The following is a 21,037-nucleotide window of genomic DNA, read 5'->3' as shown; positions in this document are numbered from 1 at the left end:
CAGATGCAGATGCTGCGATTGCTGGACGATGCCGAGGATAGCCCGCATCCTGGCTGGAAGCAAGCAAACCCCCCCGGCCGCGCCGCGGATCAACCGGCGACGGTGACCCCCGGGCCCCAGCGAACCGCATCGCCGGCGGTCATCTCGGTGATGGTGAATCCGTTTGCGGCCCCGTACTCCACCGCTTGGCATGGAAGCTGTGCCTCCGTGCTGAGTGCGATCAATGACGGACCAGCACCGGAAAGCGTCGCTGCCACACCATGACGCCGCAGCAGCCGCAGATACTCCGCCGAGGCGGGCATCGCCGGCGCACGCTGAGGTTGGTGGAGCATGTCTTCGGTGGCCACCATCAGCAAATCCGGCCTTTCGGTCAGCGCGACCACCAGCAGCGCGGCGCGGCTGACGTTGAAGCTGGCGTCGTCGTGGCTGACGTGAGCTGGCAGCAGCACCCGGGTCTCGGCGGTCAGCGAACGCACCTCGGGAATGGCGCAGAACAGCCTGATCTGCGGGTGAAGCCGCAGCGGCACCGCCGAATAGGCGGGACCGGCACCGGTGCGGTCCACCCACGAGACCACCGCACCGCCCAATACTGCGGCCCCGGCGTTGTCGGGGTGACCCTCGAATTCCGAAGCCAGCTGGATCAGCTGCGCATCCGTCAACGGAATCGAATCCGTCTGCGCGACAAGACCGTTGACCGCGGCAAGGCCGCCGACCACCGCCGCCGCGGAGGATCCCAGGCCACGCGAGTGCGGGATGGCGTTGCGGCAGCGGACCACCAGGCCCGGGGCGCCGACGCCGGCGGCCTGCAGGCCGCGCTGGACGGCGCGGACCACCAGATGGTCGGGGCCACGCGGCACCGAGTCGGCGCCCTCCCCCTCGACCAGCACCTGCAGGCCGGAAGCCGCTGTCTCCACGACCACGTCGTCGCACAGGCTCAACGCGAGACCGATGCTGTCGAAACCGGGACCGAGGTTGGCGCTGGAAGCCGACACCACGGCGCTCGCCACCAAGCCCGCGGGCAGCATCTGAGTCACCGTCAGGCCAGTCCCAACTTCTCGACGACGAGCACGGGATCCACGGGCAGCGGTGACACGGTCGGCATGTCTTTCAGCGCGGTGTCGGGATCCTTGAGCCCATTGCCCGTCACCGTACACACCACGGTCGATCCGCGGGCCACCCAGCCGTCCTCGACGGCCTTGAGCAGCCCGGCGATGCTGGCCGCCGACGCCGGCTCGACGAAGACGCCCTCGCTGCTGGCCACCAGGTGATAGGCGGCCAGGATTTCCTCGTCGGTGGCGGCCAGGAAACGGCCGTTCGATTGCTGCTGCGCCTCCACGGCCGCCGTCCAGGAGGCCGGCGCGCCGATGCGGATCGCGGTCGCGATGGTCTCGGGATGGCGCACGGGCTTGCCGTGAACCAGGGGCGCCGCGCCGGCCGCCTGGGTGCCCAGCATGCGGGGCAGGGCGTCGATCACGCCCTCCTGGTGGTACTCCCGGTAGCCCTTCCAGTAGGCGGTGATGTTGCCGGCGTTGCCGACGGGCAGCGAGTGGATGTCGGGGGCGCGGCCCAGCGCGTCGACGATCTCGAAGGCCGCGGTCTTCTGGCCCTCGATGCGCACCGGGTTGACCGAGTTGACCAGCGCGATCGTCGGGAAGTCGGCGGTCATCTTGCGGGCCAGCTCGAGGCAGTCGTCGAAGTTGCCGTCGATCTGGATGATCTTGGCGCCGTGCATGACGGCCTGGGCGAGCTTGCCCATCGCGATCTTGCCCTGCGGGATCAGCACCGCGCAGGTGATCCCGGCGCGGGCGGCATAGGCCGCCGCCGAGGCCGAGGTGTTTCCCGTCGAGGCGCACAGCACGGCCTGCTGGCCGCGGGCCACCGCGTCGGTCACCGCCATCGTCATGCCGCGGTCCTTGAAGGAGCCGGTCGGGTTGAGGCCCTCGACCTTGAGATGCACCGTGCACCCGGTCTGCTCCGAGAGCCGCGGCGCGGCGATCAGCGGGGTCCCGCCCTCGAGCAGCGTGACCGGGGTCCAGTCCGCGGCAACGGGTAACCGGTCGCGGTAGGCCGCGATCACTCCCGGCCACGGTAGGTGGGTGGCCGTGCGTGGAACGCTCATAGGCTGGTTCCTTCTAATCTCAGCACGCTGGCCACCTTCTGCACGACGTTCAGATCGGCGAGCGCGTCGATGGTTTCGGACAGGGCGGCGTCGGTCGCGGTGTGGGTGACCACCACGATCCGGGCGCCGACGCGCCGTCCGCCCTCGCCGGCCACGCCTTCCTGGCGGACTTCGGCGATGCTGACCTCGCGCTTGGCGAATTCCGCGGCCACCGTGGACAAGACGCCGGGCTTGTCGGCGACGTCCATGCTGACGTAGTAGCGGGTCGTGATCAAACCCATTGGAGCGATAGGAAGTTGGGCGTACCTGGACTCTTTGGGTCCCCGGCTGCCCAGCACCCGGTTGCGCGCGGCCATCACCAGGTCGCCGGTCACCGCCGACGCAGTGGGCGCCCCGCCGGCGCCCTGGCCGTAGAACATCAGCCGGCCCGCCGCCGCGGCCTCGACCACCACGGCGTTGAAGGCGCCGTTGACCGTGGCGAGCGGATGCGACAAGGGCACCAGCGCGGGGTACACGCGCGCCGACACCCGCTGCTGGCCGTCACCGGTGGTGATGCGCTCGCAGATGCACAGCAGCTTGATGGTGCAGCCCAGCGCCCGCGCGGAAGCGAAGTCGTCGGGGGTGATCTTGGTGATGCCCTCGCGGTACACGTCGTCGGCGGTCACCCGGGTGTGGAAGGCGATGGAGGCCAGGATCGCCGCCTTGGCCGCGGCGTCGTAGCCCTCCACGTCGGCCGTGGGATCGGCCTCGGCGTAACCCAGCGCGCTGGCGTCGGCCAGCGCGCTGGCGTAATCGGCGCCGGTGCTATCCATCTCGGACAGGATGTAGTTGGTGGTCCCGTTGACGATGCCGGCCACCCGCAGCACCGTGTCGCCGGCCAGCGACTGGGTGAGCGGGCGGATCACAGGGATCGCGCCCGCGACCGCCGCCTCGAAATACAGGTCGACGTTGGCGGTTTCGGCGGCCTGCGCCAGTTCTCCGGTGGAGACAGACAGCAACGCCTTGTTCGCGGTGACGACGGACTTGCCGTGCTCGAGCGCGGTCAGGATCGCCTTGCGCGCCGGCTCGACCGGGCCCATCACCTCCACGACGATGTCGACGTCCTCGCGCGAGACGAGTTCCTCGACGTTGTCGGTGAGCAACTCGACGGGGACGCCGCGGTCGGCGGCCACGCGGCGCACCCCGATGCCGCGCAGCAACAGTGGGGCGCCGATGCGGGCCGCGAGGTCTTCGGCACTGCCCTCGATGATGCGGACGACTTCGCTGCCGACGTTGCCCAACCCGAGTACCGCTACGCCGACTGGCTTTTCACCACCGGGCACAGGTCGTTCACCTCACTTCCAGACTCAGCAGATCGTCGACCGTCTCCCGGCGAAGGATCAGGCGGGCCCGCCCGGCGCGCACCGCGACCACGGCCGGCCGGCCGATCATGTTGTAGCGGCTCGAGAGCGAATAGCAATAGGCACCGGTCGCGGCCACCGCAAGCAGATCGCCGGGCTGCAGGTCGCCGGGCACCCAGGCGTCGCGCACGACGATATCACCGCTTTCGCAGTGTTTCCCCACGATGCGGGCCTGCACCGCCGGCGCATCGCTGGCCCGCGAGGCCAGCCGGGCGTCGTACTCGGCGCCGTAGAGCGCGGTGCGGATGTTGTCGCTCATGCCCCCGTCGACGCTGACGTAACGCCGGTTCGCCGTGGCGCTCACGTCGACGTCTTTGACCGTGCCGACCTCGTACAGCGTGATGGTGCCCGGTCCGGCGATGGCCCGCCCGGGCTCGACCACCAGCCGGGGCGTGGGCAGGCCCACGGCGTTGGATTCGCTGCTCACGATGGCTTGGAGTTTGGCCGCCAGGTCGGCGACGGGGGGCGGGTCGTCGGGCGCCAGATACGAGATGCCCAGTCCCCCACCGAGATCCACCGTGGCGATCTGCGCGGTCTTGTCCGTCCCGAATTCGGCGACGATGTCGCGCAGCAGGCCGATGACGCGATGCGCGGCGATCTCGAAGCCGGCGACGTCGAAGATCTGCGAGCCGATGTGGCTGTGCAACCCGACCAGCCGCAGGTGATCGGCGGCGAACACCCGGCGCACCGCGGCCATCGCCGCGCCGCTGGCCACCGACAGCCCGAACTTCTGGTCCTCGTGGGCGGTCGAGATGAACTCGTGGGTGTGCGCCTCCACGCCGACGGTCAGGCGCACGAAGACGTCCTGGACGACGCCGGCGTCGGCCGCGACCGCGTCGAGGCGCTCGATCTCGATCATCGAGTCGACGACGACGTGCGCCACCCCCGCCTTGACGGCGTCGGTGAGTTCGGCGACCGATTTGTTGTTGCCGTGCAGGGTGATCCGCTCCGGGGGGAAGTTCGCGTGCAGCGCCACGGCCAGCTCGCCGCCGGTGGACACGTCCAGGGACAGGCCCTCCTCGTCGACCCAGCGCGCGATCTCGCCGCACAGAAAGGCCTTGGCGGCGTAGTTCACGTTGCCCCCGCCGCCGAAGGCCGCCGCCATCTCCCGGCAGCGGGAGCGGAAGTCGTCTTCGTCGACGACGAACAGCGGCGTCCCGTACTCGCGGGCGAGCTCGGTCACCGGCACGCCGGCGATGCCGACGACGCCGGTCTCCTTGCGAACGGTGTTGCGCGGCCACACGTTCGGCGCCAGTGCGAGCAGCTCTTCGGGGGACTGCGGCCGCGGCGGGCTGCCCGGGTGGCGGGTCTCTTCGGCGTGCCGGGGTCCGGCGGGGTGCACGGTCACATGCGCTCCGGGGCGTTGACCCCCAGGATCGTCAGTCCGTTGGCGATGACCTGGCGGGTGGCCCGGCACAGGGCCAGCCGCGCGGTGTGCAGGTCGGTGGGCTGCTCGTCGCCCTGCGGCAACACCCGGCAGGAGTCGTAGAACCGGTGGTAGTCGCCTGCCAGGTCTTCCAGGTAGCGGCAGACGCGGTGCGGTTCGCGCAGCGCGGCGGCCGTCTTGAGTACCCGGGGGAATTCGCCGAGGCTGCGCAGCAGCGTGCCCTCCTTGTCGTGGGTGAGCAGCTCGAGGTGGGCGGTGTCGGGGGCCAGGCCGAGCTCGGCGGCGTTGCGGGCCAGCGCCGAGAGGCGGGCGTGCGCGTATTGCACGTAGTAGACCGGGTTTTCGTTCGACGCCGAGGACCACAGCGCCAGGTCGATGTCGATCGGGGTGTCCACCGAGGAGCGGATCAGGCTGTAGCGCGCGGCGTCGACGCCGATCGCCTCGACCAGGTCGTCGAGGGTGATCACGGTGCCGGCGCGCTTGCTCATCCGGACCGGCTGGCCGTCGCGGACCAGGTTGACCATCTGCCCGATGAGCACCTCGACGGTGGCGGGGTCCTCGCCGAAGGCGGCGGCCACGGCCTTCAGGCGCGCGATGTAGCCGTGGTGGTCGGCGCCGAGCATGTAGATGCACAGGTCGAACCCGCGCTGCCGCTTGTCCAGGTAGTAGGCGATGTCGCCGGCGATGTAGGCGGGCTTGCCGTCGCTCTTGATCACGACGCGGTCCTTGTCGTCACCGAAAGCGCTGGTGCGCAACCAGCTTGCGCCGTCCTTCTCGTAGATGTTGCCGGTCTGGCGGAGCCGGGCGATGGCCTGGTCGACGCGGCCGCTGGTGTGCATCGAGTCTTCGTGGGTGTAGATGTCGAAGTCGGTGCCGAACTCGTGCAGCGACTCCTTGATGTGGGTGAACATCAGGTCGACGCCGATTTCGCGGAAGGTCTCGCGCATCTCGGTTTCGGGCAGGCTCAGCGCGTCGGGAGCCTTGGACAGCACGTGCGCGGCGATGTCGGTGATGTAGTCACCGGCGTAGCCGTCCTCGGGGGCGGGCTCGCCCTTGGCCGCGGCGATCAACGAGTTCGCGAACCGGTCGATCTGCGCGCCGTGGTCGTTGAAATAGTATTCGCGCTCCACGGCGGCGCCCTGGCTGGACAACAGCCGGCCCAGCGCATCGCCGACGGCGGCCCAGCGGGTGCCGCCGATGTGGATCGGTCCGGTGGGGTTGGCCGAGACGAACTCGAGGTTGATCTTCTGCCCGGCCAGGTCGTCGGAGTAGCCGAAGGTGTCGCCGGCGTCGATGACGTTGGTGACGACGACGGCCTGCGCCGAGGCCTCGAGGCGCATGTTGATGAAGCCCGGCCCGGCCACCTCGGCTGCGGAGATCCCGGCGGCCTGCGCCAGCGCGGCCAGCCATCCGGCCAGCTCACGCGGGTTGGCGCCGACCTTCTTGCCCAGCTGCAGCGCCAGGTTGCTCGCGTAGTCGCCGTGCTCGGGGTTGCGCGGGCGCTCCACGGTGACCGTCGGCGGCAGCGCCGCGGTGTCGAGCCCGTGCTCGGCCAGCACCGCGGCGGCGGTGGTCTTGAGCAGCTCGGCCAGGTCGGCGGGGGTCACGGGTGACCATCCTATTGGCTCGGCTGCTCCCGCCATCCATCGCGGTGACGAAGCGGTCGCCGGAATGCGTTAGGCTATCGGGGCCCCAACGGCGCAACATCGTGTTCGGTGCGCCCCCGTAGCTCAGGGGATAGAGCGTCTGCCTCCGGAGCAGAAGGCCGCAGGTTCGAATCCTGCCGGGGGCACAGAACATTTAGCAGCTAAAAGCGAGTTTTCCGCGACCTAACCAAGCGCCCACCGCCCCGTCATGCCCCCGCAATCCGCCCGTCTGGTGTCAGCAGGCGTCTGCGGGCAACTTTGCCTGCCGGCGACAACCAACCGATAGACAGGTGAGGGCTTCTGCCGCAAAGGGTGGGAGTCGCTCGACGAACTGATTATTTGCCAACGCCGGACGCGGCCGCGCGCCGGCGCTCCATAGCGCTCGGTGAGGGCACCGCATAAACTCATCCCGATGGGGAGAGATGCATTGCAGGTCGTCCCCGCGGAGCTAGCAGCCGCGGCCGGCCAGTGGAGGGCTCTCAGTTCCCAGCTGACCGGGGTCGCATCGCCGTCACCGGGACCGTCGTTTCAACCCACGACGGTGGCTGTGAACGGTGTCAACGCGGCGATCGGCGTTGCCGCAGCGGCGTTCACGGCCCGAACCCAGACCTCCGCCGCCGCAGTGACCACCGCGGCCGACGGCTACACCAGCCAAGAGGCCGGTGCTGCGGGACAAATGTCCGACATCACGCAGCAGGTGAGGATGGCCTAAAGATGCCGGCCACCCTGTCGCAAATCCAGGCATGGTCCACCGAACATCTCATCGAGGCCGCCGGCTACTGGAGCCGAACCGCCGACAGGTGGGAGGACGTCTTCTTGACAATGCGTAACCAATCTCACGCCATCACCTGGCACGGCGCCGGCGGTGACGGTCTGAGAGAACGGACCGGCGCCGACCTGGCCATCGTCTCAGGTAAAGCGGACCAGTTGCGCCGGGCAGCCGCGATCGCGCGCGACGGCGCCGGCGACATAAGCGCAGCCCAGCGGCGAGTCCGCTACGGCGTGGAAGACGCCCACAACGCCGGATTCATTGTGGGAGAGGATCTCTCGGTCACCGATGGCCGCACAAGCAGCAACGCGGCCGAGCAAGCCGAACGGCAAGCCAAAGCGCAAGCATTCGCCGCCGACATCCGCGCCCGCGCCGAACAACTACAGGCAGCGGACGCGAGGGTCGCGGGCCAGCTCACCGCCGCCGCGGGCGACGTCGGCGGGGTCAGCTTCGCGCCCGCATCGACCTCCGACCACGGGGCCGTGACCGACAACCACAATTCGTCGGGCCCGAACCACAGCGGGGTTCAATTGGTCGACTACTTCAAACAGGATGGCGGACCACAAACCCAACCCCAGCCGGGGACTCCGCAACCCGCGCAACAACCCACCTTTTTGGACCAGTACGAGCGGCAACTGACGTCACCGGGCCCGCAAGCACAGCCACCCGTCACGCCCATGCCGGCGTTCGGCGCCCGGCCCGACCCCGGTCCCCAACCGGCGCCGGGGCCGATGCCCGCCTATGTGCCTCCCCAGAGTTTCGGGCAATGCGTGGGCGGACAAGTGAAAGCGAACGTCGGTAAGGACATGGTCAAAGGTGGATTCGAGACCGCTGTCAAGGGTGCTGTCGGCGGCGCTGCCGGTGGCGCCATCGCCACGCCCGAACTGTTGGGCGCCGGCGCATTACCGGGTGGCGTCCTGGGCTTCGTCGGCGGCTTCGCGAAAGGCGTTCTAGAAGCACCGGCCAAGGCGGCGATCGAGGGTGCCGTGGAATGCGCCGAGATACCGATACCGGGGTTACCGAAGCCATGATCAACGTGAAGCGGGCGCTACTGCTACTTCCGCTGTACGTCGCGGCGATGATCACCATCGACGTCGTGTTCAAATCAGCCCACGTCAATGCCGCCAAACCAGTTCCCGTATGGATGGTGGCGGGATTCATCGGATCGACGATCATCGTTGTGGGCGTTGGGATCTGGTACTTCACCCGAAGAGCGGCCGGCAAGGTCTCACAAAAGCGCGAACACGCCTACATCGCCATCCTCGTCGGGGTGATGGTCTCCGGCTTCGTGGGCGACATCGTGAGCGGTATCGCTGGACTGTTCATGGGCGGAAAATCGCTGTGGGTCATGGCACCGAGCTACGCGCTGGCCTATGTCGTCCTCCTGTGGACGATTACGTTCACGGCGAAAGCCCTGAGCAACCGCGTCGACAACGTCGATGATCGCAGCGGTTCCTCGCACTGAACCAGACCGCTCGGACGTCTTCGCCCAACCTGGTGCCTAAGACGCCGCCAGCACGAGAACAGGAACCCACGGTACGTCGCGCTGAACGCGTGTCCCCACCGATTTTCGCAGCTAACCGCCGGTGACGGCACCGGACGGGAACTCGTCCGGCCGTCGAAAACTGCGGTCAAGATCCCGATCATGCCGCTGGCGGGCTGACCAGCCGGCGCCTCGGATCGGCGGCCGGCACCAGTGGCGTCCCGACGCCGGATTCCCCGGTCAGCGCCGCAGCCGTGACCGCAGTGCCGACCACCAACTTCCGGTGGATCTTAGTTGGTCGAGCAGTTCGGGCGCCTGGGCGCGGACGGCCTCGAGCACCTGGCCCGGCGACGGGTTGACCATCGCGATGTCGCCGACGACCGCCGTCGGAACGGTCTCGTTGCCGTCGGCGATGGAGCGGACCGCCGCGGCGGCGTCCGGGTCGGCCCAGATGTCCACCTCCCGGGTCGGCAGGCCCAGCCGGCGCAGTGCACCGCGCAGGCGCCAGCAGAACGGACATCCCGGCCGCCAGTAGACGACCACCTCCGGCGCGCTCATGGTCGGCCCACCGAACGCTGGATGTCCAACAGCTCGTCGACCGTCCATTGGTCGTCGGCATGCCGTCCGTAGTGGAGCGCGACAACCGTTCCGTCGGCATCGATGAGGAAGTCGGCGGGCAGCCCCAAATGCGTTGTGCCGTCGTTCGATCCAACGCCGGCATAGTCGGGGTCGCCGCGGTGGCCGAGCCGGTTGCTCGTCGGGCGCTTCATGGCCGGCGCAACAGGAACAGGCTGTAGGCGGCCAGCGACTGCGCGTCGGCGATCACCCCCGAGCGGATCATCTGCTCGACGTCGTCGCGGGTGAACCAGGCATCGCGCATGTCCTGCTCCTCGGGTTCGCGATCGTGCTCGCCCTCGACGATCCCGGTGGCCAGGAACACCCAGCCGCGCTGACTGGTCATCCCGGGCACCGTGTCGATCCGGCCCAGCGCCTCGAACGACGCCGCGCGCAGGCCGGTCTCCTCCCGCAGCTCACGCTCGGCCAGCACGGCCGGCTCGAGATCCTCGGCCGCGGTGCCCTGGGGGAACTCCCAGCACCGCACACCGAGCGGATACCGGAACTGTTCGACGAGCCGGAAGCGGTCCCCGTCGTAGGGCATCACCAGCGCGTAGTCCGGCTTGTCCACCACGCTGTAGATGCCGGTGGTGCCGTCCGGGAACCGGATGTCGTCCTCGCGGATCGACAGCCACGAGTTCCGGTAGATCTCGCGCGTCGCGAGGCGTTCGATGACGGACACCCGACCAGTATCGCGTCCGGGCGCATCGCTGGCACAAATCGGCGCGGTGTCCGATAGTCATAACAGCCAGCGAACACCGATAGCGCCAGGGGTGGGGGTTTATGCCGGACGAGCCGACCTCGAAACGCGCGTGAACGTGCGCCGACACATCATCGTCAGCGGCGAGGACTCCCTGGCCGCGACTATCGTCGAGGAGCTCAACAACGCCGGCGTGAGCATCGTCAAGCTCGCCAGCCCGGCCGGTCTCCACGCCGCTGGCATAGCCGTGGCCGCCGCGATCGTCTGCGCCGGCGACGACGACGCGGTCAACCTCGAAATCGCACTGCTGGCCCGCAAGGCCAATCCGGGCGTGCGCGTGGTGGCGCGGTTGGCCAACGGCGTGCTGCGCGCGGCGGTGGCCGACGACAACGGCCCGGGCGCGATCCTCGACGTCGCCGACCTCGCGGCCCCGTCGGTCGTGGAGGCGTGCCTGTCCCACAAGGCCCACCCGATCGAGGCGGCGGGCATCGAGTTCGTCGTCTCCGACGCCGAGGCGCCGCGCGACGGCAGACTCCGCGACCTCTATGGCGACCTGGCGCCGGTGGCGGTGATTCACGGCAAGAACTCCGAGACACCCGGCAAGGTCGTGCCCTGCCCGGGCCGGGACCACGAGGTCCGCGCGGGAGATCTGACCGTGATGATCGGCACCCCCGAGGAACTGGACTGCTGCGGCATCAAGACACCCCGGCCCAACCGCACGCGCACCCACCCGCCCCGGCTGCGGCGGATGTTCGACGCCATACGCACCCTGCGCCACGAGGTCAACCCGTTGTTCTACCGGGCGCTGGCCGCCGCGATGACCCTATGGCTCGGGTCCACCGTCTTGCTGCGCTTCAGCTACGAGCCGCGTCCCGCGATGACCTGGATCGACGCGCTGTACTTCAGCACCGAGACGATCGCGACGGTGGGCTACGGGGACTTCAGCTTCCTGCATCAGCCGCTGTGGCTGCGACTGTTCAGCATCATGCTGATGTTCGCCGGGGTCACCACGACCGCGCTGCTGGTCGCGTTCATCGCCGACCTGCTGCTGTCGCGCCGCTTCGCCCACTCGGCCGGGCGCCGGCAGGCCGGCCATCTGCGCAACCACATCGTGGTGGTGGGGCTGGGCTCATTCGGCATCCGCGTCGTCAGCGATCTGACCGCCGCAGGCTACGACGTGGCCGTCATCGAGCGCGACGAGAACAGCCGGTTCCTGTCGTCGGCGGCCCAGCTCGACGTTCCGGTGATCTTCGGGGACGCGACGCTGCGCCAGACGCTCGAGTCGGCGCGCATCGAACACGCCCGCGCGGTCGCGGTGCTGACCCAGGACGACATGGTCAACATCGAGACCGGGATCGTGCTGCGCGAGATGCTGGGGCCGCGGACGATGCCACACGTGCACCGGCCCCACGTGCCTACCGTGCTGCGCATCTACGACCGGGCGCTGGGCAGCGCGGTCGCGCAGCGGTTCGGATTCGAACACGTCCGCTCGACCGTCGACCTGGCCGTGCCCTGGTTCATCGGAGCCGCGATGGGCCTGCAGGTGCTCAGCACGTTCTCGGTCGGGCAGCGTTCGTTCATGGTCGGCGCCATGCACGTTGCGGCCGGCAGCGAACTCGACGGGTTGCGGATGTTCGAACTGTCCACCCGCACCCGCGTCATCGCGATCACCCGGCACGACGCGCCCTAAACCTGCATCCGCGCCGCGACGCCTGGCTGCGCGCCGGCGACACCGTCTACCTCGTCGGGCCCTACCGGGAGCTGCTGGCCACGCTGCGCAAGGGACAGCCGCCCGCCCCCGCCAGCGTCAACGAGCGCGCCAGCTAGAGCCGCCCGGCCACGTCGGCGGCACGCCGCACCTGGTCGAGGCCCGAACTGGTCGGAATGAGCTGGACCTCGTCGGTGCCGATGTCGGAGAACCTGCGCAACACGTCCAGCAGCTGCTCCTCGGTGCCGGCCCAGCCGGTTGTCGGCGCCATCGCGTCGACGTACTCGGCCGGTATCCAGTTCATGTAGCGCCGCAGGTGGCGGTGCACCTGCGCCCGGGACTCCTCGGGCGAGCCGAACGCGAACCAGAACGACGTCATCAGGTGGGGTTTGGGCTTACCGGCCTGCGCCCACGCCTGCCGCGCCACGTCGAACAGCTCATTCTGCTTGGCGGCGTCGAGGTCCAGGGTGGTGCCGGCCAGCCCGTCCGCCCAGGCCGCGGCGCTGCGGATGGTCTTGGGCCCGATGCTGCCCACGAACAGCGGCGGGCCCCCCGGCTGCACCGGTGCCGGCCCGACGGGCAACACCGAGTCGGTGATCTTCTCCCCGGCCCACACCCGCTTCATCACCGCCACGCGCTCGGCCATGCCGCGGATCGTCTGCGTCGCCGGGTCCGCTCCCACTGCCTGATAATCCTCGTGCCTGCCGCCGACGCCGATGCCCGCGATCAGCCGCCCGCCGCTGAGCATGTCGCCGGTGGCCAGCCCCTTGGCCAGCATGACGGGATCGTGCAGCTGCGGCACGATCACGGTCGTCATCAGCCGCACCCGATCCGTCCAGGCGGCCAGCGCGCCCAGCAGCGTCAGGTTGTCGGGGTTGTCGAACGCGATCCGCTCGCCCCAGCACAGCGACGAGAACGGGCCCTCGTCGACGGTGCGTGCCCAGTCCCGCAATAGCGGCGCGTCCAGGTCGGGCTCCATCACCGGCATCGTCATCGCTATCTGCACAGAGCCGATTCTGGCAGCATGATCGGGGTGGGTTCGAGCAGCACCTCCATCGCGCACGTGCGGCTGACCGTCACCGACATCGAACGGTCGCGGTGGTTCTACGAGAGCGTGTTCGGCTGGCCGGTCCTGCTGGAGGTTCCCGACAACGCCGGGGAGGCGACTCGCAAGCAGTTGGGGTTTTTGTTCGGCGGCGTCATCTACGACCTCGGTGGCACGCTGCTCGGGTTGCGCCCGGTCGGCACCGACCGCTTCGACGAGGACCGCACCGGCCTGGACCACATCGCGTTCCGGCTCGCCAGCAAGTCCGAAATCGATTCCGCTGCAGCGCATTTGGACGAACTTGGGGTGGCCCATGAGCCGGTCAAGGACATCGGTCCGTCGTACATCCTGCAGTTCCGCGACCCCGACAACATCGCCCTGGAGCTCACCGCGCCGAAGTAGGGCGGGCGCGAGGGTGCGCAGAATGACAGCCTGGACGGCGTGTCACGGTACAGACACGCACGCTCGCGGGAGAAGTGAAGGGGTACCACCATGGCCATCAGCTTCAACCACACCATCGTCGCGTCGCGGGACAAGCGGAAATCCGCGGAATTCCTCGCCGAGCTGTTCGGCCTGCCCGCACCGAAGCCGTTCGGCCATTTTCTGGTCGTCGAGCTGGACCACGGCGCCAGCCTGGACTACGACGACGTCGCCCCGGGGGCGGACATCACCCGCCAGCACTATGCGTTCCTGGTCTCCGAGCAGGATTTCGACAGGATCTACGGCAAGATCCGCGCGCGCGGCCTGCAGCACTGGGCCGACCCGCGGCAGAGCCGGCCCGGCGAGATCAACCACCACGACGGCGGGCGCGGGGTGTACTTCCTGGATCCCTCCGGGCACGCGATGGAGATCATCACCCGCCCCTACGGCTCGGGCGGCTGAAAGTTACGGCGTGACCTCGTCGAGCTTGCCGGTGGCGACGTCGAAGACGAACCCCCGCAGGGACACGTGCTTGGTGACGAACGGGCTGATCTCGATGCGGCGCAACGACTGCCGCACGTCCTCGGCGACATCCGGGAAGGCCTCGGGCGCCCACGGCGGTTTGACGCCCGTCTCCTCGGCGATGGCGTGGCGGAAGTCCTCGTCGGTGAACGTCAGCATGCCGCAGTCGGTGTGGTGGATCAGGATGACCTCGCGGGTGCCCAGCAACCGCTGGCTGATGGCCAGCGAGCGGATCGTGTCGTCGGTGACCACGCCGCCGGCGTTGCGGATGACGTGGGCCTCGCCCTCGCCGATGCCCAGCATGCGGTAGACGTCCAGCCGGGCGTCCATGCACGCCACGACCGCGACGTGTTTGCTCGGCGGCATCGGAAGCGGGCCCTCGAAGGAGCTCGCGTAGTCCGCGTTGTGGGCGAGATAGTCGTCAGTGACCGTCATGCCAGCCTCCCGGGAACGTTGCGGTGCATCGTAACAATCCGGGCTTCTGGCCGCCGCCGTCACACCGCCGCGCCCCCCGGTCGATAACCTGTCCCCATGCGACACGGGCGGGCCAGTCGGGCATGATCCGCTTCCTGGCGCGCCGGTTGCTCAACTATGTCGTGCTGCTGGCGCTGGCGTCCTTCCTCACCTACTGCCTCACGTCGTACGCGTTCCGGCCGCTGGACAGCCTGCTGCAGCGCAACCCCCGGCCGCCGCAGGCGGTCATCGACGCCAAGGCCCACGCCCTCGGCCTGGACAAGCCGGTCCCGATCCGCTACGCCGACTGGGCCTCCCACGCGGTGCGGGGTGACTTCGGAACCACCATCACCGGCCAGCCCGTCGGCTCCACGCTGTGGCGCCGCGTCGGCGTCACGCTGCGCCTGCTGGTCATCGGCTCGGTGGTGGGCACCGCGTTGGGCGTGGTGGCCGGCGCGTGGGGCGCCATCCGCCAGTACCGGCTCAGCGACCGAGTCGTGACCGCGATGGCACTGCTGGTGCTGAGCACCCCGACCTTCGTCATCGCCAACCTGCTGATCCTCGGGGCGCTGCGGGTCAACTGGGCGCTGGACATGCACCTGTTCGACTACACCGGGGAGACCTCGCCCGGGGTGCGGGGCGGAACCTGGGCGCACCTGCTCGACCGCCTGCGGCACCTGATCCTGCCGTCGCTGACGCTGGCGCTGGGCGCCGCGGCGGGATACAGCCGGTATCAGCGCAACGCGATGCTGGACGTGCTGGGCCAGGATTTCATCCGCACCGCCCGCGCCAAGGGGCTCACCCGCCGGCGCGCCCTGGTCAAACACGGGCTGCGCACCGCGCTGATCCCGCTGGCCACGCTGTTCGCCTACGGCGTCGCCGGGTTGGTCACGGGGGCGGTGTTCGTCGAGAAGATCTTCGGCTGGCACGGGATGGGCGAGTGGCTGGTGCAGGGCATCGCGACCCAGGACACCAACATCATCGCCGCCATCACCCTGTTCTCCGGCACCGTGGTGTTGCTGGCCGGGCTGCTCTCCGACGTCTTCTACGCGGCGCTGGACCCGAGGGTGCGGGTGTCGTGACTTCCGAGGCCGCGAAGTTCACCTCGCAGCGCACCCTGGTGCTGCGGCGGTTCGCCCGCAACCGGGGCGCGGTGGTCTGCCTGACGCTGCTGGCGCTGCTGTTCGTCGGCTGCTACACGCTGCCGCCGCTGCTGCCGTATTCGTATCAGGACCTCGACTTCAACGCGCTGCTGCAGCCGCCCAACACCCGGCACTGGCTGGGCACCAACGCGATGGGCCAGGACCTGCTGGCCCAGATCGTGCGCGGCATGCAGAAGTCGATGCTGATCGGCGTCTGCGTGGCGTTCATCTCCACCGGGATCGCCGCCACCGTGGGTTCGGTCGCGGGCTATTTCGGCGGCTGGCGGGACCGGGTGCTGATGTGGGTGGTCGACCTGCTGCTGGTGGTGCCGGCCTTCATCCTGATCGCCATCGTCACCCCGCGAACCAAGAACTCGGCCAGCATCCTGATGCTGGTGCTGCTGCTGGCCGGCTTCGGCTGGATGGTCAGCTCGCGGATGGTGCGCGGCATGACGCTGAGCCTGCGTGAGCGCGAATTCATCAGGGCGGCACGGTACATGGGGGTGTCGAGCCGCCGGATCATCCTGCGCCACGTGGTGCCCAACGTGGCGTCCATCCTGATCATCGACGCCGCGCTCAACGTCGCCTCGGCCATTCTGGCCGAAACCGGCCTGAGCTACCTCGGTTTCGGCATCCAGCCGCCGGACGTCTCGCTGGGCAGTTTGATCGCCAACGGCACCCCGTCCGCGACCACGTTCCCGTGGGTCTTCCTGTTCCCGGCCGGGGTGCTGGTGCTGATCCTGATGTGCGCCAACCTCACCGGCGACGGTCTGCGTGACGCGCTGGACCCCGGCAGCGCGACGTTGCGGGGCGGCGCGCGGTGAGCCCGCTGCTGGAGGTGAGCGACCTGGCCGTCACCTTCCCGACCGACGGCGGGCCGGTGACCGCGGTGCGCGGCATCAGCTACCGCATCGATCCGGGCGAGGTCGTGGCCATGGTGGGCGAGTCGGGCTCGGGCAAGTCCGTGGCCGCGATGGCCGTCGTCGGGCTGCTGCCCGAGTACGCCCGGGTGCGCGGCTCGGTCCGGTTGCAGGGCACCGAACTGCTGGGCCTGGCCGACGGGGCGATGTCGCGGTTCCGCGGCAAGTCGGTCGGTATGGTGTTCCAGGACCCGATGTCCGCGCTGACGCCCGTCTACACGGTGGGCGACCAGATCGCCGAGGCGATCGAGATCCACCAGCCGCGGGTCGGTCGCGGGGCCGCCCGCCGGCGCGCGACCGAACTGCTCGAGCTGGTTGGCATCGCGCAGCCGGAGCGACGCACCCGCGCCTTCCCGCACGAGCTCTCCGGTGGCGAGCGGCAACGGGTGGTGATCGCCATCGCGATCGCCAACGATCCCGACCTGCTGATCTGCGACGAGCCCACCACTGCGCTGGATGTCACGGTGCAGGCGCAGATCCTCGACGTGCTCAAGAAGGCACGCGACGTCACCGGCGCCGGGGTGCTGATCATCACCCACGACCTCGGCGTGGTCGCCGAGTTCGCCGACCGGGCGCTGGTGATGTACGCGGGCCGGGTCGTCGAGTCCGCCGGGGTGCGCGACCTCTACCTCGACCGTCAAATGCCTTACACCGTTGGATTGTTAGGTTCGGTGCCGCGGCTCGACGCCGCGCAGGGCACCCGGCTGGTGCCCATCCCCGGGACTCCCCCGTCACTCGTCGGCCTGGAGCCGGGCTGCCCGTTCGCGCCGCGCTGCCCGCTGGCTATTGACGAATGCCGTTCTGCAGAGCCGGATCTGGTGCCAGTCGGGCCTGAGCACCGGGCGGCCTGCATTCGCACCGAACAGGTCGACGGGCGCAGCGCCGCGGAGATCTACGGGGTCGAGACCGCATCCCGCGCTGCAGAACCCGGCGACTCGGCGGTCGTCGTGCGGGTCCGAGACCTGGTCAAGACCTACCCGCTGACCAAGGGCGTGGTGCTGCGCCGCACGATCGGCGAGGTGCGCGCCGTCGACGGGGTCAGCTTCGAGCTGCGCCAGGGGCGCACGCTGGGCATCGTCGGCGAGTCCGGTTCGGGCAAGTCGACCACGTTGCACGAGATCCTGGAACTGGTTGCCCCGCAATCGGGGTCGATCGAGGTGCTCGGCAGTGACGTCGCCGCGCTGAGCCCCGCGAGCCGCCGGGCACTGCGCCGCGACATCCAGGTCGTGTTCCAGGACCCGGTCGCCTCGCTGGACCCGCGGCTCCCTGTGTTCGAGCTGATCGCCGAGCCGTTACGGGCCAACGGTTTCGGCAAAGACGACACCAACGCCCGGGTCGCCGAGCTCTTGGGCATAGTGGGACTGCGCCGCGCGGACGCGACCCGCTACCCCGCCGAGTTCTCCGGCGGGCAGAAGCAGCGCATCGGCATCGCCCGGGCGCTGGCGTTGCAGCCCAAGATCCTGGCGCTCGACGAACCGGTATCGGCCCTCGACGTCTCCATCCAGGCGGGGATCATCAACCTGCTGCTCGACCTGCAGGAGCGGTTCGGCTTGTCGTATCTGTTCGTCTCCCACGATCTTTCGGTGGTCAAACACCTGGCCCACGACGTGGTCGTGATGCATGCCGGCACGATCGTCGAACAGGGCGACAGCGTGGCGGTCTTCGGCAACCCGCAGCACGAGTACACGCGCCGGCTGCTCGCTGCGGTGCCGCAACCGAAGCCGAGTAAGCGTGGCTAGCCGGCGCGCGCTGATCGCGGCGGTGCTGCTCGTCGCCGCGCTGGTGGTCTCGGGCTGCTCGGCGATCAACCTGGCGCCCGAGACCGGCACGAAAGCCCGGATCGGCTCGAGCAGCGACGTCAACCCGCAGGATCCCGCCATGCTGCGCGACGGCGGCAACCTGAAGCTGGCGCTCAGCGACTTCCCGCCCAACTTCAACATCCTGCACATCGACGGCAATTCGGCCGAGATCGCCGCCATGATGAAGGCCACGCTGCCGCGGGCGTTCGTCATCGGCCCGGACGGCTCGACGACCGTCGACACCAACTACTTCACCAGCGTCGAACTCACCGGGACCTCGCCACAGGTGGTCACCTACACGATCAACCCGCGCGCGGTGTGGTCCGACGGCACACCGGTCACCTGGCGCGACATCGCCAGCCAGATCCACGCCCTGTCCGGCGCCGACAAGGCGTTCGAGATCGCCGGGCCCAGCGGCGCGGACCGTGTCGCCTCGGTGACCCGCGGGGTGGACGACCGACAGGCGATCATGACCTTCGCCAAGCCCTACGCCGAGTGGCGCGGCATGTTCGCCGGCAACGGCATGCTGCTGCCCGCCAGCATGACCGCCACACCCGAGTCCTTCAACAAGGGGCAGCTGTCCGGACCCGGCCCGTCGGCGGGCCCGTTCATCGTCTCGGTCCTGGACCGGACCACGCAGCGAATCGTGTTGACCCGCAACCCCAAATGGTGGGGGCCGCGGCCACGGCTGGACGCCATCACCTATCTGGTGCTCGACGACGCCGCGCGGTTGCCCGCCCTGCAGAACAACACGATCGACGCCACCGGCATCGGGACGGTGGACCAGCTGGCGATCGCGCAGCACACCAAGGGCATCTCGATCCGTCGTGCACCCGCCCCGAGCTGGTCGCACTTCACCTTCAACGGCGCTCGCGGATCGATCCTGGCCGACAAGGCGCTGCGGCTGGCGGTGTCCAAGGGCATCGACCGGCAGACCATCGCCAAGGTCGTCCAGTACGGACTCACCACCGACCCGGTGGCACTGGGCAATCACATCTACGTCGCGGGCCAGGAGGGCTACCAGGACAACAGCGCCATCGTCCCCTACGACCCGGCCGCGGCGCGCCGGGAACTCGACGCGCTGGGCTGGAAGCTCAACGGCCAGTTCCGCGAGAAGGACGGCCACCCGCTGGTGATCCGCGACCTGTTCTACGACGCGCAGGGTTCGCGGGCGTTTGCCCAGATCGCCCAGCACAGCCTGGCCCAGATCGGGGTCAAGCTCGACCTGGTGGCCCGCTCCGGCAGCGGCTTCTTCAGCAACTACGTCAACGTCGGGGACTTCGACATCGCGCAGTTCGGCTGGCTCGGCGACGCGTTCCCCCTGTCGTCGCTGACCCAGATCTACCAGTCCGACGGGGCGAGCAACTTCGGCAAGATCGGGAGCCCGCAGATCGACGCCGCGATCGAGCGCACGCTCGAAGAACTCGAGCCCGCCAAGGCGCGGGCGCTGGCCAACGACCTCGACAGGCTCATCTGGGCCGAGGGATTCAGCCTGCCGTTGACCCAGTCCCCGGGCGACGTGGCGGTGCGCAGCACCCTGGCCAATTTCGGCGCGGCGGGGCTGGCCGACCTGGATTACACTGCAATCGGTTTCATGCGGTCCTGAGCCGGCGGCGCAGCGGCGCCGGATACGGCAGCGCGCCCTCCACGGCCGCGGCCGCGTCGAGCGCCTTCCACAGCAGCCGCACCCCGGTGCGCGGCGGGAGCGCGTCCAGCCGCGCGCCCTGGCCGACCAGCCTGGATGGCGCACCGTCCCACACCGCGGCGATGACGGCCAGGGCCGCGGGCTCGCGAAAGTCCAGTGCGCTGTGCGCCATCGTGGGCAGCGTCAGCAACACGGCACCGGGGATCAGCGACGCGATCCGGCGGGCCACCGCCGGCGGTGTGACCAGGTCGCGGCCACCGGAAAGCAGAACCGTGGGCCAGTCGAACTTCGGCATCTCGGCCGCCAGGTCGAATGGTTCGGCTTCGAAAGCCGCTGTCGGGGAAAGTGTTTCGCGTAGCGCTACGGCCGGGTCGAGGGGCAGCCCGTCGGGCTCGGCGGCGTAGTCGAGTTCACGGAACGCGATGCGGCTGACCAGATCGGCCTCGAAACGGTACGGCACCTTGCGGTTGAGTATCTTGGTGGAGCGGGACAGTGTGTGCCACAGCAGCGTTCGCCCGTCCAGCAACAGGTTGAGCTGGCGGTCGAGCAGGGCGGGGCCGCCGTAGCCGTACATCCAGGCGGCCAGCTCTCCGGCGGACGCGGTCATCACCCCGGCGTCGACGAGCTTGCGCATCTTCGGCGCCAGCGCGGCGGACTCCGGGCCGTCGCCGGCAAGCAACAGCCCGCGCACCGCGTCGCGAACCATCGCGATGTCGTGGCGCGACAGCAGCGGCGAATCCAGGATCATCGACCGCACCCGGCCGGGGTGGCGGACGCCGACCCCGGCCGCGATGTAGGTGCCGTAGGAGGTCCCGTAGAGGACCGCCGAGTCGACGTGAGCGTCCTCGAGCACGGCGGCGACGTCGTCGACGACCTCCTCGACGGTAATCGCCTCGGGCGGGAGGTCGGCGCCGGAGTCGTCGTGGCGCGACATGCCCACCCCGCGGTGCTCGATCATGATGACGTCGAGGCCGGCCGCGGCGGCGCGCCGCCGGAAGCCCTGGTACATCAGCACCGAGGCCACACCCGGCCCTCCGGGGATGATCACCAGCGGGTGGGTGGACTTGCGGCCGGCGCGCACGTAGTAGAGGTCGAACTCTTCGGCGCTGCCCGGCGAGACCGGCCGGCGCACCGGCCGCACCCCGGGCAGTCGGGCCAGCTTGTCGTGCGTGCGGCGCCGCTTAGCGTTCATGGTCATCGGTGTCGGCCCACCATGGTCCCCCATTCTGCCGAGCGCGCCCGCGGTCGCGGTGCGCCGGTCCGC

General features: G+C 69.4%; 19 protein-coding genes, 1 tRNA gene and 2 pseudogenes. 11 read left to right on the top strand and 11 right to left on the bottom strand.

Annotation, left to right across the window (positions count from 1 at the left end):
- Nucleotides 1–89 precede the first annotated feature (89 nt).
- The 5 genes from thrB to argS form a co-directional block, all read right to left on the bottom strand.
- Entirely contained in the window at nucleotides 90–1,025 is a 936-nt protein-coding gene (thrB, locus tag AB8998_RS09275; RefSeq protein WP_369737619.1) for a homoserine kinase, read from the bottom strand.
- A gap of 11 nt (nucleotides 1,026–1,036) precedes the next feature.
- Nucleotides 1,037–2,119 carry a threonine synthase gene (gene thrC / locus AB8998_RS09270; RefSeq protein WP_369737618.1) on the bottom strand — a complete coding sequence of 361 codons (1,083 nt, stop codon included), beginning with the start codon at nucleotides 2,117–2,119 and terminating at the stop codon, nucleotides 1,037–1,039.
- Nucleotides 2,116–3,441 (bottom strand): homoserine dehydrogenase, encoded by a 1,326-nt coding sequence (locus AB8998_RS09265; RefSeq protein ID WP_369737617.1) that lies wholly within the window; start codon nucleotides 3,439–3,441, stop codon nucleotides 2,116–2,118. Before AB8998_RS09265 ends, thrC begins: the two co-directional genes overlap by 4 nt.
- Before the next feature lie 7 nt (nucleotides 3,442–3,448).
- On the bottom strand, nucleotides 3,449–4,783 hold the full coding sequence (lysA, locus tag AB8998_RS09260) for a diaminopimelate decarboxylase (RefSeq protein ID WP_369741489.1): 1,335 nt from the start codon (nucleotides 4,781–4,783) through the stop codon (nucleotides 3,449–3,451).
- Between the two features lie 80 nt (nucleotides 4,784–4,863).
- A complete protein-coding gene (gene argS, locus AB8998_RS09255) occupies nucleotides 4,864–6,513 on the bottom strand; it encodes an arginine--tRNA ligase (protein WP_369737615.1) in 1,650 nt (549 codons plus the stop codon).
- A 112-nt stretch (nucleotides 6,514–6,625) separates the two neighbouring features.
- Here argS and AB8998_RS09250 point away from each other — a divergent pair.
- The 4 genes from AB8998_RS09250 (at nucleotide 6,626) to AB8998_RS09235 (ending at nucleotide 8,786) form a co-directional block, all read left to right on the top strand.
- Nucleotides 6,626–6,698: transfer RNA gene (locus AB8998_RS09250), tRNA-Arg, on the top strand.
- A gap of 395 nt (nucleotides 6,699–7,093) precedes the next feature.
- Nucleotides 7,094–7,264: a hypothetical protein gene (locus AB8998_RS09245; protein WP_369737614.1), complete on the top strand. Its 171-nt coding sequence runs from the start codon at nucleotides 7,094–7,096 to the stop codon at nucleotides 7,262–7,264.
- A gap of 2 nt (nucleotides 7,265–7,266) precedes the next feature.
- Nucleotides 7,267–8,352, top strand: a complete 1,086-nt coding sequence (locus AB8998_RS09240; protein ID WP_369737613.1) for a hypothetical protein — start codon at nucleotides 7,267–7,269, stop codon at nucleotides 8,350–8,352.
- Nucleotides 8,313–8,786: a hypothetical protein gene (locus AB8998_RS09235; RefSeq protein ID WP_369737612.1), complete on the top strand. Its 474-nt coding sequence runs from the start codon at nucleotides 8,313–8,315 to the stop codon at nucleotides 8,784–8,786. The genes AB8998_RS09240 and AB8998_RS09235 overlap by 40 nt, the downstream gene beginning before the upstream one ends.
- 258 nt (nucleotides 8,787–9,044) lie before the next feature.
- Here the strand turns inward: AB8998_RS09235 and AB8998_RS09230 are convergent, their stop codons facing one another.
- From AB8998_RS09230 to AB8998_RS09220, 3 genes and pseudogenes are all read right to left on the bottom strand, one after another.
- Nucleotides 9,045–9,362: a glutaredoxin family protein gene (locus AB8998_RS09230; RefSeq protein ID WP_369737611.1), complete on the bottom strand. Its 318-nt coding sequence runs from the start codon at nucleotides 9,360–9,362 to the stop codon at nucleotides 9,045–9,047.
- Nucleotides 9,359–9,544, bottom strand: a pseudogene (locus tag AB8998_RS09225) (peroxiredoxin-like family protein); the annotation flags it as partial. The gene AB8998_RS09230 and the pseudogene AB8998_RS09225, both read right to left, overlap by 4 nt.
- 26 nt (nucleotides 9,545–9,570) lie before the next feature.
- Entirely contained in the window at nucleotides 9,571–10,101 is a 531-nt protein-coding gene (locus tag AB8998_RS09220; protein WP_369737609.1) for an NUDIX domain-containing protein, read from the bottom strand.
- A 130-nt stretch (nucleotides 10,102–10,231) separates the two neighbouring features.
- On the opposite strand from AB8998_RS09220, the pseudogene AB8998_RS09215 reads away from it, so the two are divergent.
- Nucleotides 10,232–11,946, top strand: a pseudogene (locus AB8998_RS09215) (potassium channel family protein).
- Here AB8998_RS09215 and AB8998_RS09210 read toward each other — a convergent pair.
- Nucleotides 11,943–12,821: an LLM class flavin-dependent oxidoreductase gene (locus tag AB8998_RS09210; protein ID WP_369741488.1), complete on the bottom strand. Its 879-nt coding sequence runs from the start codon at nucleotides 12,819–12,821 to the stop codon at nucleotides 11,943–11,945. The pseudogene AB8998_RS09215 and the gene AB8998_RS09210 sit on opposite strands and share 4 nt — an antisense overlap.
- 39 nt (nucleotides 12,822–12,860) lie before the next feature.
- Between AB8998_RS09210 and AB8998_RS09205 the strand changes: the two genes are divergently transcribed.
- Together AB8998_RS09205 and AB8998_RS09200 are read left to right on the top strand one after the other, a co-directional pair.
- Complete coding sequence (locus AB8998_RS09205) at nucleotides 12,861–13,274, top strand: VOC family protein (RefSeq protein ID WP_369737607.1); 414 nt, start codon at nucleotides 12,861–12,863, stop codon at nucleotides 13,272–13,274.
- Nucleotides 13,275–13,364: 90 nt separating this feature from the next.
- Complete coding sequence (locus AB8998_RS09200; RefSeq protein ID WP_369737606.1) at nucleotides 13,365–13,754, top strand: VOC family protein; 390 nt, start codon at nucleotides 13,365–13,367, stop codon at nucleotides 13,752–13,754.
- A 3-nt stretch (nucleotides 13,755–13,757) separates the two neighbouring features.
- Here AB8998_RS09200 and AB8998_RS09195 read toward each other — a convergent pair whose 3' ends face one another.
- Complete coding sequence (locus AB8998_RS09195; RefSeq protein WP_369737605.1) at nucleotides 13,758–14,249, bottom strand: beta-class carbonic anhydrase; 492 nt, start codon at nucleotides 14,247–14,249, stop codon at nucleotides 13,758–13,760.
- A 122-nt stretch (nucleotides 14,250–14,371) separates the two neighbouring features.
- Here AB8998_RS09195 and AB8998_RS09190 point away from each other — a divergent pair, with 122 nt between their 5' ends.
- Genes AB8998_RS09190 through AB8998_RS09175 form a run of 4 tightly spaced genes read left to right on the top strand, consistent with a single transcriptional unit; the run spans nucleotide 14,372 to nucleotide 19,734 of the window.
- On the top strand, nucleotides 14,372–15,349 hold the full coding sequence (locus tag AB8998_RS09190; protein ID WP_369737604.1) for an ABC transporter permease: 978 nt from the start codon (nucleotides 14,372–14,374) through the stop codon (nucleotides 15,347–15,349).
- Nucleotides 15,346–16,233 (top strand): ABC transporter permease, encoded by an 888-nt coding sequence (locus AB8998_RS09185; RefSeq protein WP_369737603.1) that lies wholly within the window; start codon nucleotides 15,346–15,348, stop codon nucleotides 16,231–16,233. The genes AB8998_RS09190 and AB8998_RS09185 overlap by 4 nt, the downstream gene beginning before the upstream one ends.
- Nucleotides 16,230–18,068 carry a dipeptide ABC transporter ATP-binding protein gene (locus tag AB8998_RS09180; protein WP_369737602.1) on the top strand — a complete coding sequence of 613 codons (1,839 nt, stop codon included), beginning with the start codon at nucleotides 16,230–16,232 and terminating at the stop codon, nucleotides 18,066–18,068. The genes AB8998_RS09185 and AB8998_RS09180 overlap by 4 nt, the downstream gene beginning before the upstream one ends.
- Nucleotides 18,061–19,734: an ABC transporter family substrate-binding protein gene (locus AB8998_RS09175; RefSeq protein ID WP_369737601.1), complete on the top strand. Its 1,674-nt coding sequence runs from the start codon at nucleotides 18,061–18,063 to the stop codon at nucleotides 19,732–19,734. Before AB8998_RS09180 ends, AB8998_RS09175 begins: the two co-directional genes overlap by 8 nt.
- Here AB8998_RS09175 and AB8998_RS09170 read toward each other — a convergent pair.
- Nucleotides 19,721–20,971: an alpha/beta hydrolase gene (locus AB8998_RS09170; protein ID WP_369737600.1), complete on the bottom strand. Its 1,251-nt coding sequence runs from the start codon at nucleotides 20,969–20,971 to the stop codon at nucleotides 19,721–19,723. The two genes, AB8998_RS09175 and AB8998_RS09170, sit on opposite strands and share 14 nt — an antisense overlap.
- Nucleotides 20,972–21,037: the final 66 nt, after the last annotated feature.

Source organism: Mycobacterium sp. HUMS_12744610 (assembly GCF_041206865.1).
Lineage (GTDB): Bacteria > Actinomycetota > Actinomycetes > Mycobacteriales > Mycobacteriaceae > Mycobacterium > Mycobacterium servetii.
The sequence above is the reverse complement of the archived record's forward strand: the minus strand, read 5'-3'. Positions and strand labels throughout refer to the sequence as shown.

Excerpts from the sequence above, each read along its gene's own strand:
- thrB (WP_369737619.1), bottom strand. The coding sequence starts at position 1,025 with ATGCTGCCCGCGGGCTTGGTGGCGAGCGCCGTGGTGTCGGCTTCCAGC.
- thrC (WP_369737618.1), bottom strand. The coding sequence starts at position 2,119 with ATGAGCGTTCCACGCACGGCCACCCACCTACCGTGGCCGGGAGTGATC.
- AB8998_RS09240 (WP_369737613.1), top strand. The coding sequence starts at position 7,267 with ATGCCGGCCACCCTGTCGCAAATCCAGGCATGGTCCACCGAACATCTC.
- AB8998_RS09235 (WP_369737612.1), top strand. The coding sequence starts at position 8,313 with ATGCGCCGAGATACCGATACCGGGGTTACCGAAGCCATGATCAACGTG.
- AB8998_RS09230 (WP_369737611.1), bottom strand. The coding sequence starts at position 9,362 with ATGAGCGCGCCGGAGGTGGTCGTCTACTGGCGGCCGGGATGTCCGTTC.
- AB8998_RS09210 (WP_369741488.1), bottom strand. The coding sequence starts at position 12,821 with ATGACGATGCCGGTGATGGAGCCCGACCTGGACGCGCCGCTATTGCGG.
- AB8998_RS09200 (WP_369737606.1), top strand. The coding sequence starts at position 13,365 with ATGGCCATCAGCTTCAACCACACCATCGTCGCGTCGCGGGACAAGCGG.
- AB8998_RS09195 (WP_369737605.1), bottom strand. The coding sequence starts at position 14,249 with ATGACGGTCACTGACGACTATCTCGCCCACAACGCGGACTACGCGAGC.
- AB8998_RS09190 (WP_369737604.1), top strand. The coding sequence starts at position 14,372 with ATGATCCGCTTCCTGGCGCGCCGGTTGCTCAACTATGTCGTGCTGCTG.
- AB8998_RS09170 (WP_369737600.1), bottom strand. The coding sequence starts at position 20,971 with ATGACCATGAACGCTAAGCGGCGCCGCACGCACGACAAGCTGGCCCGA.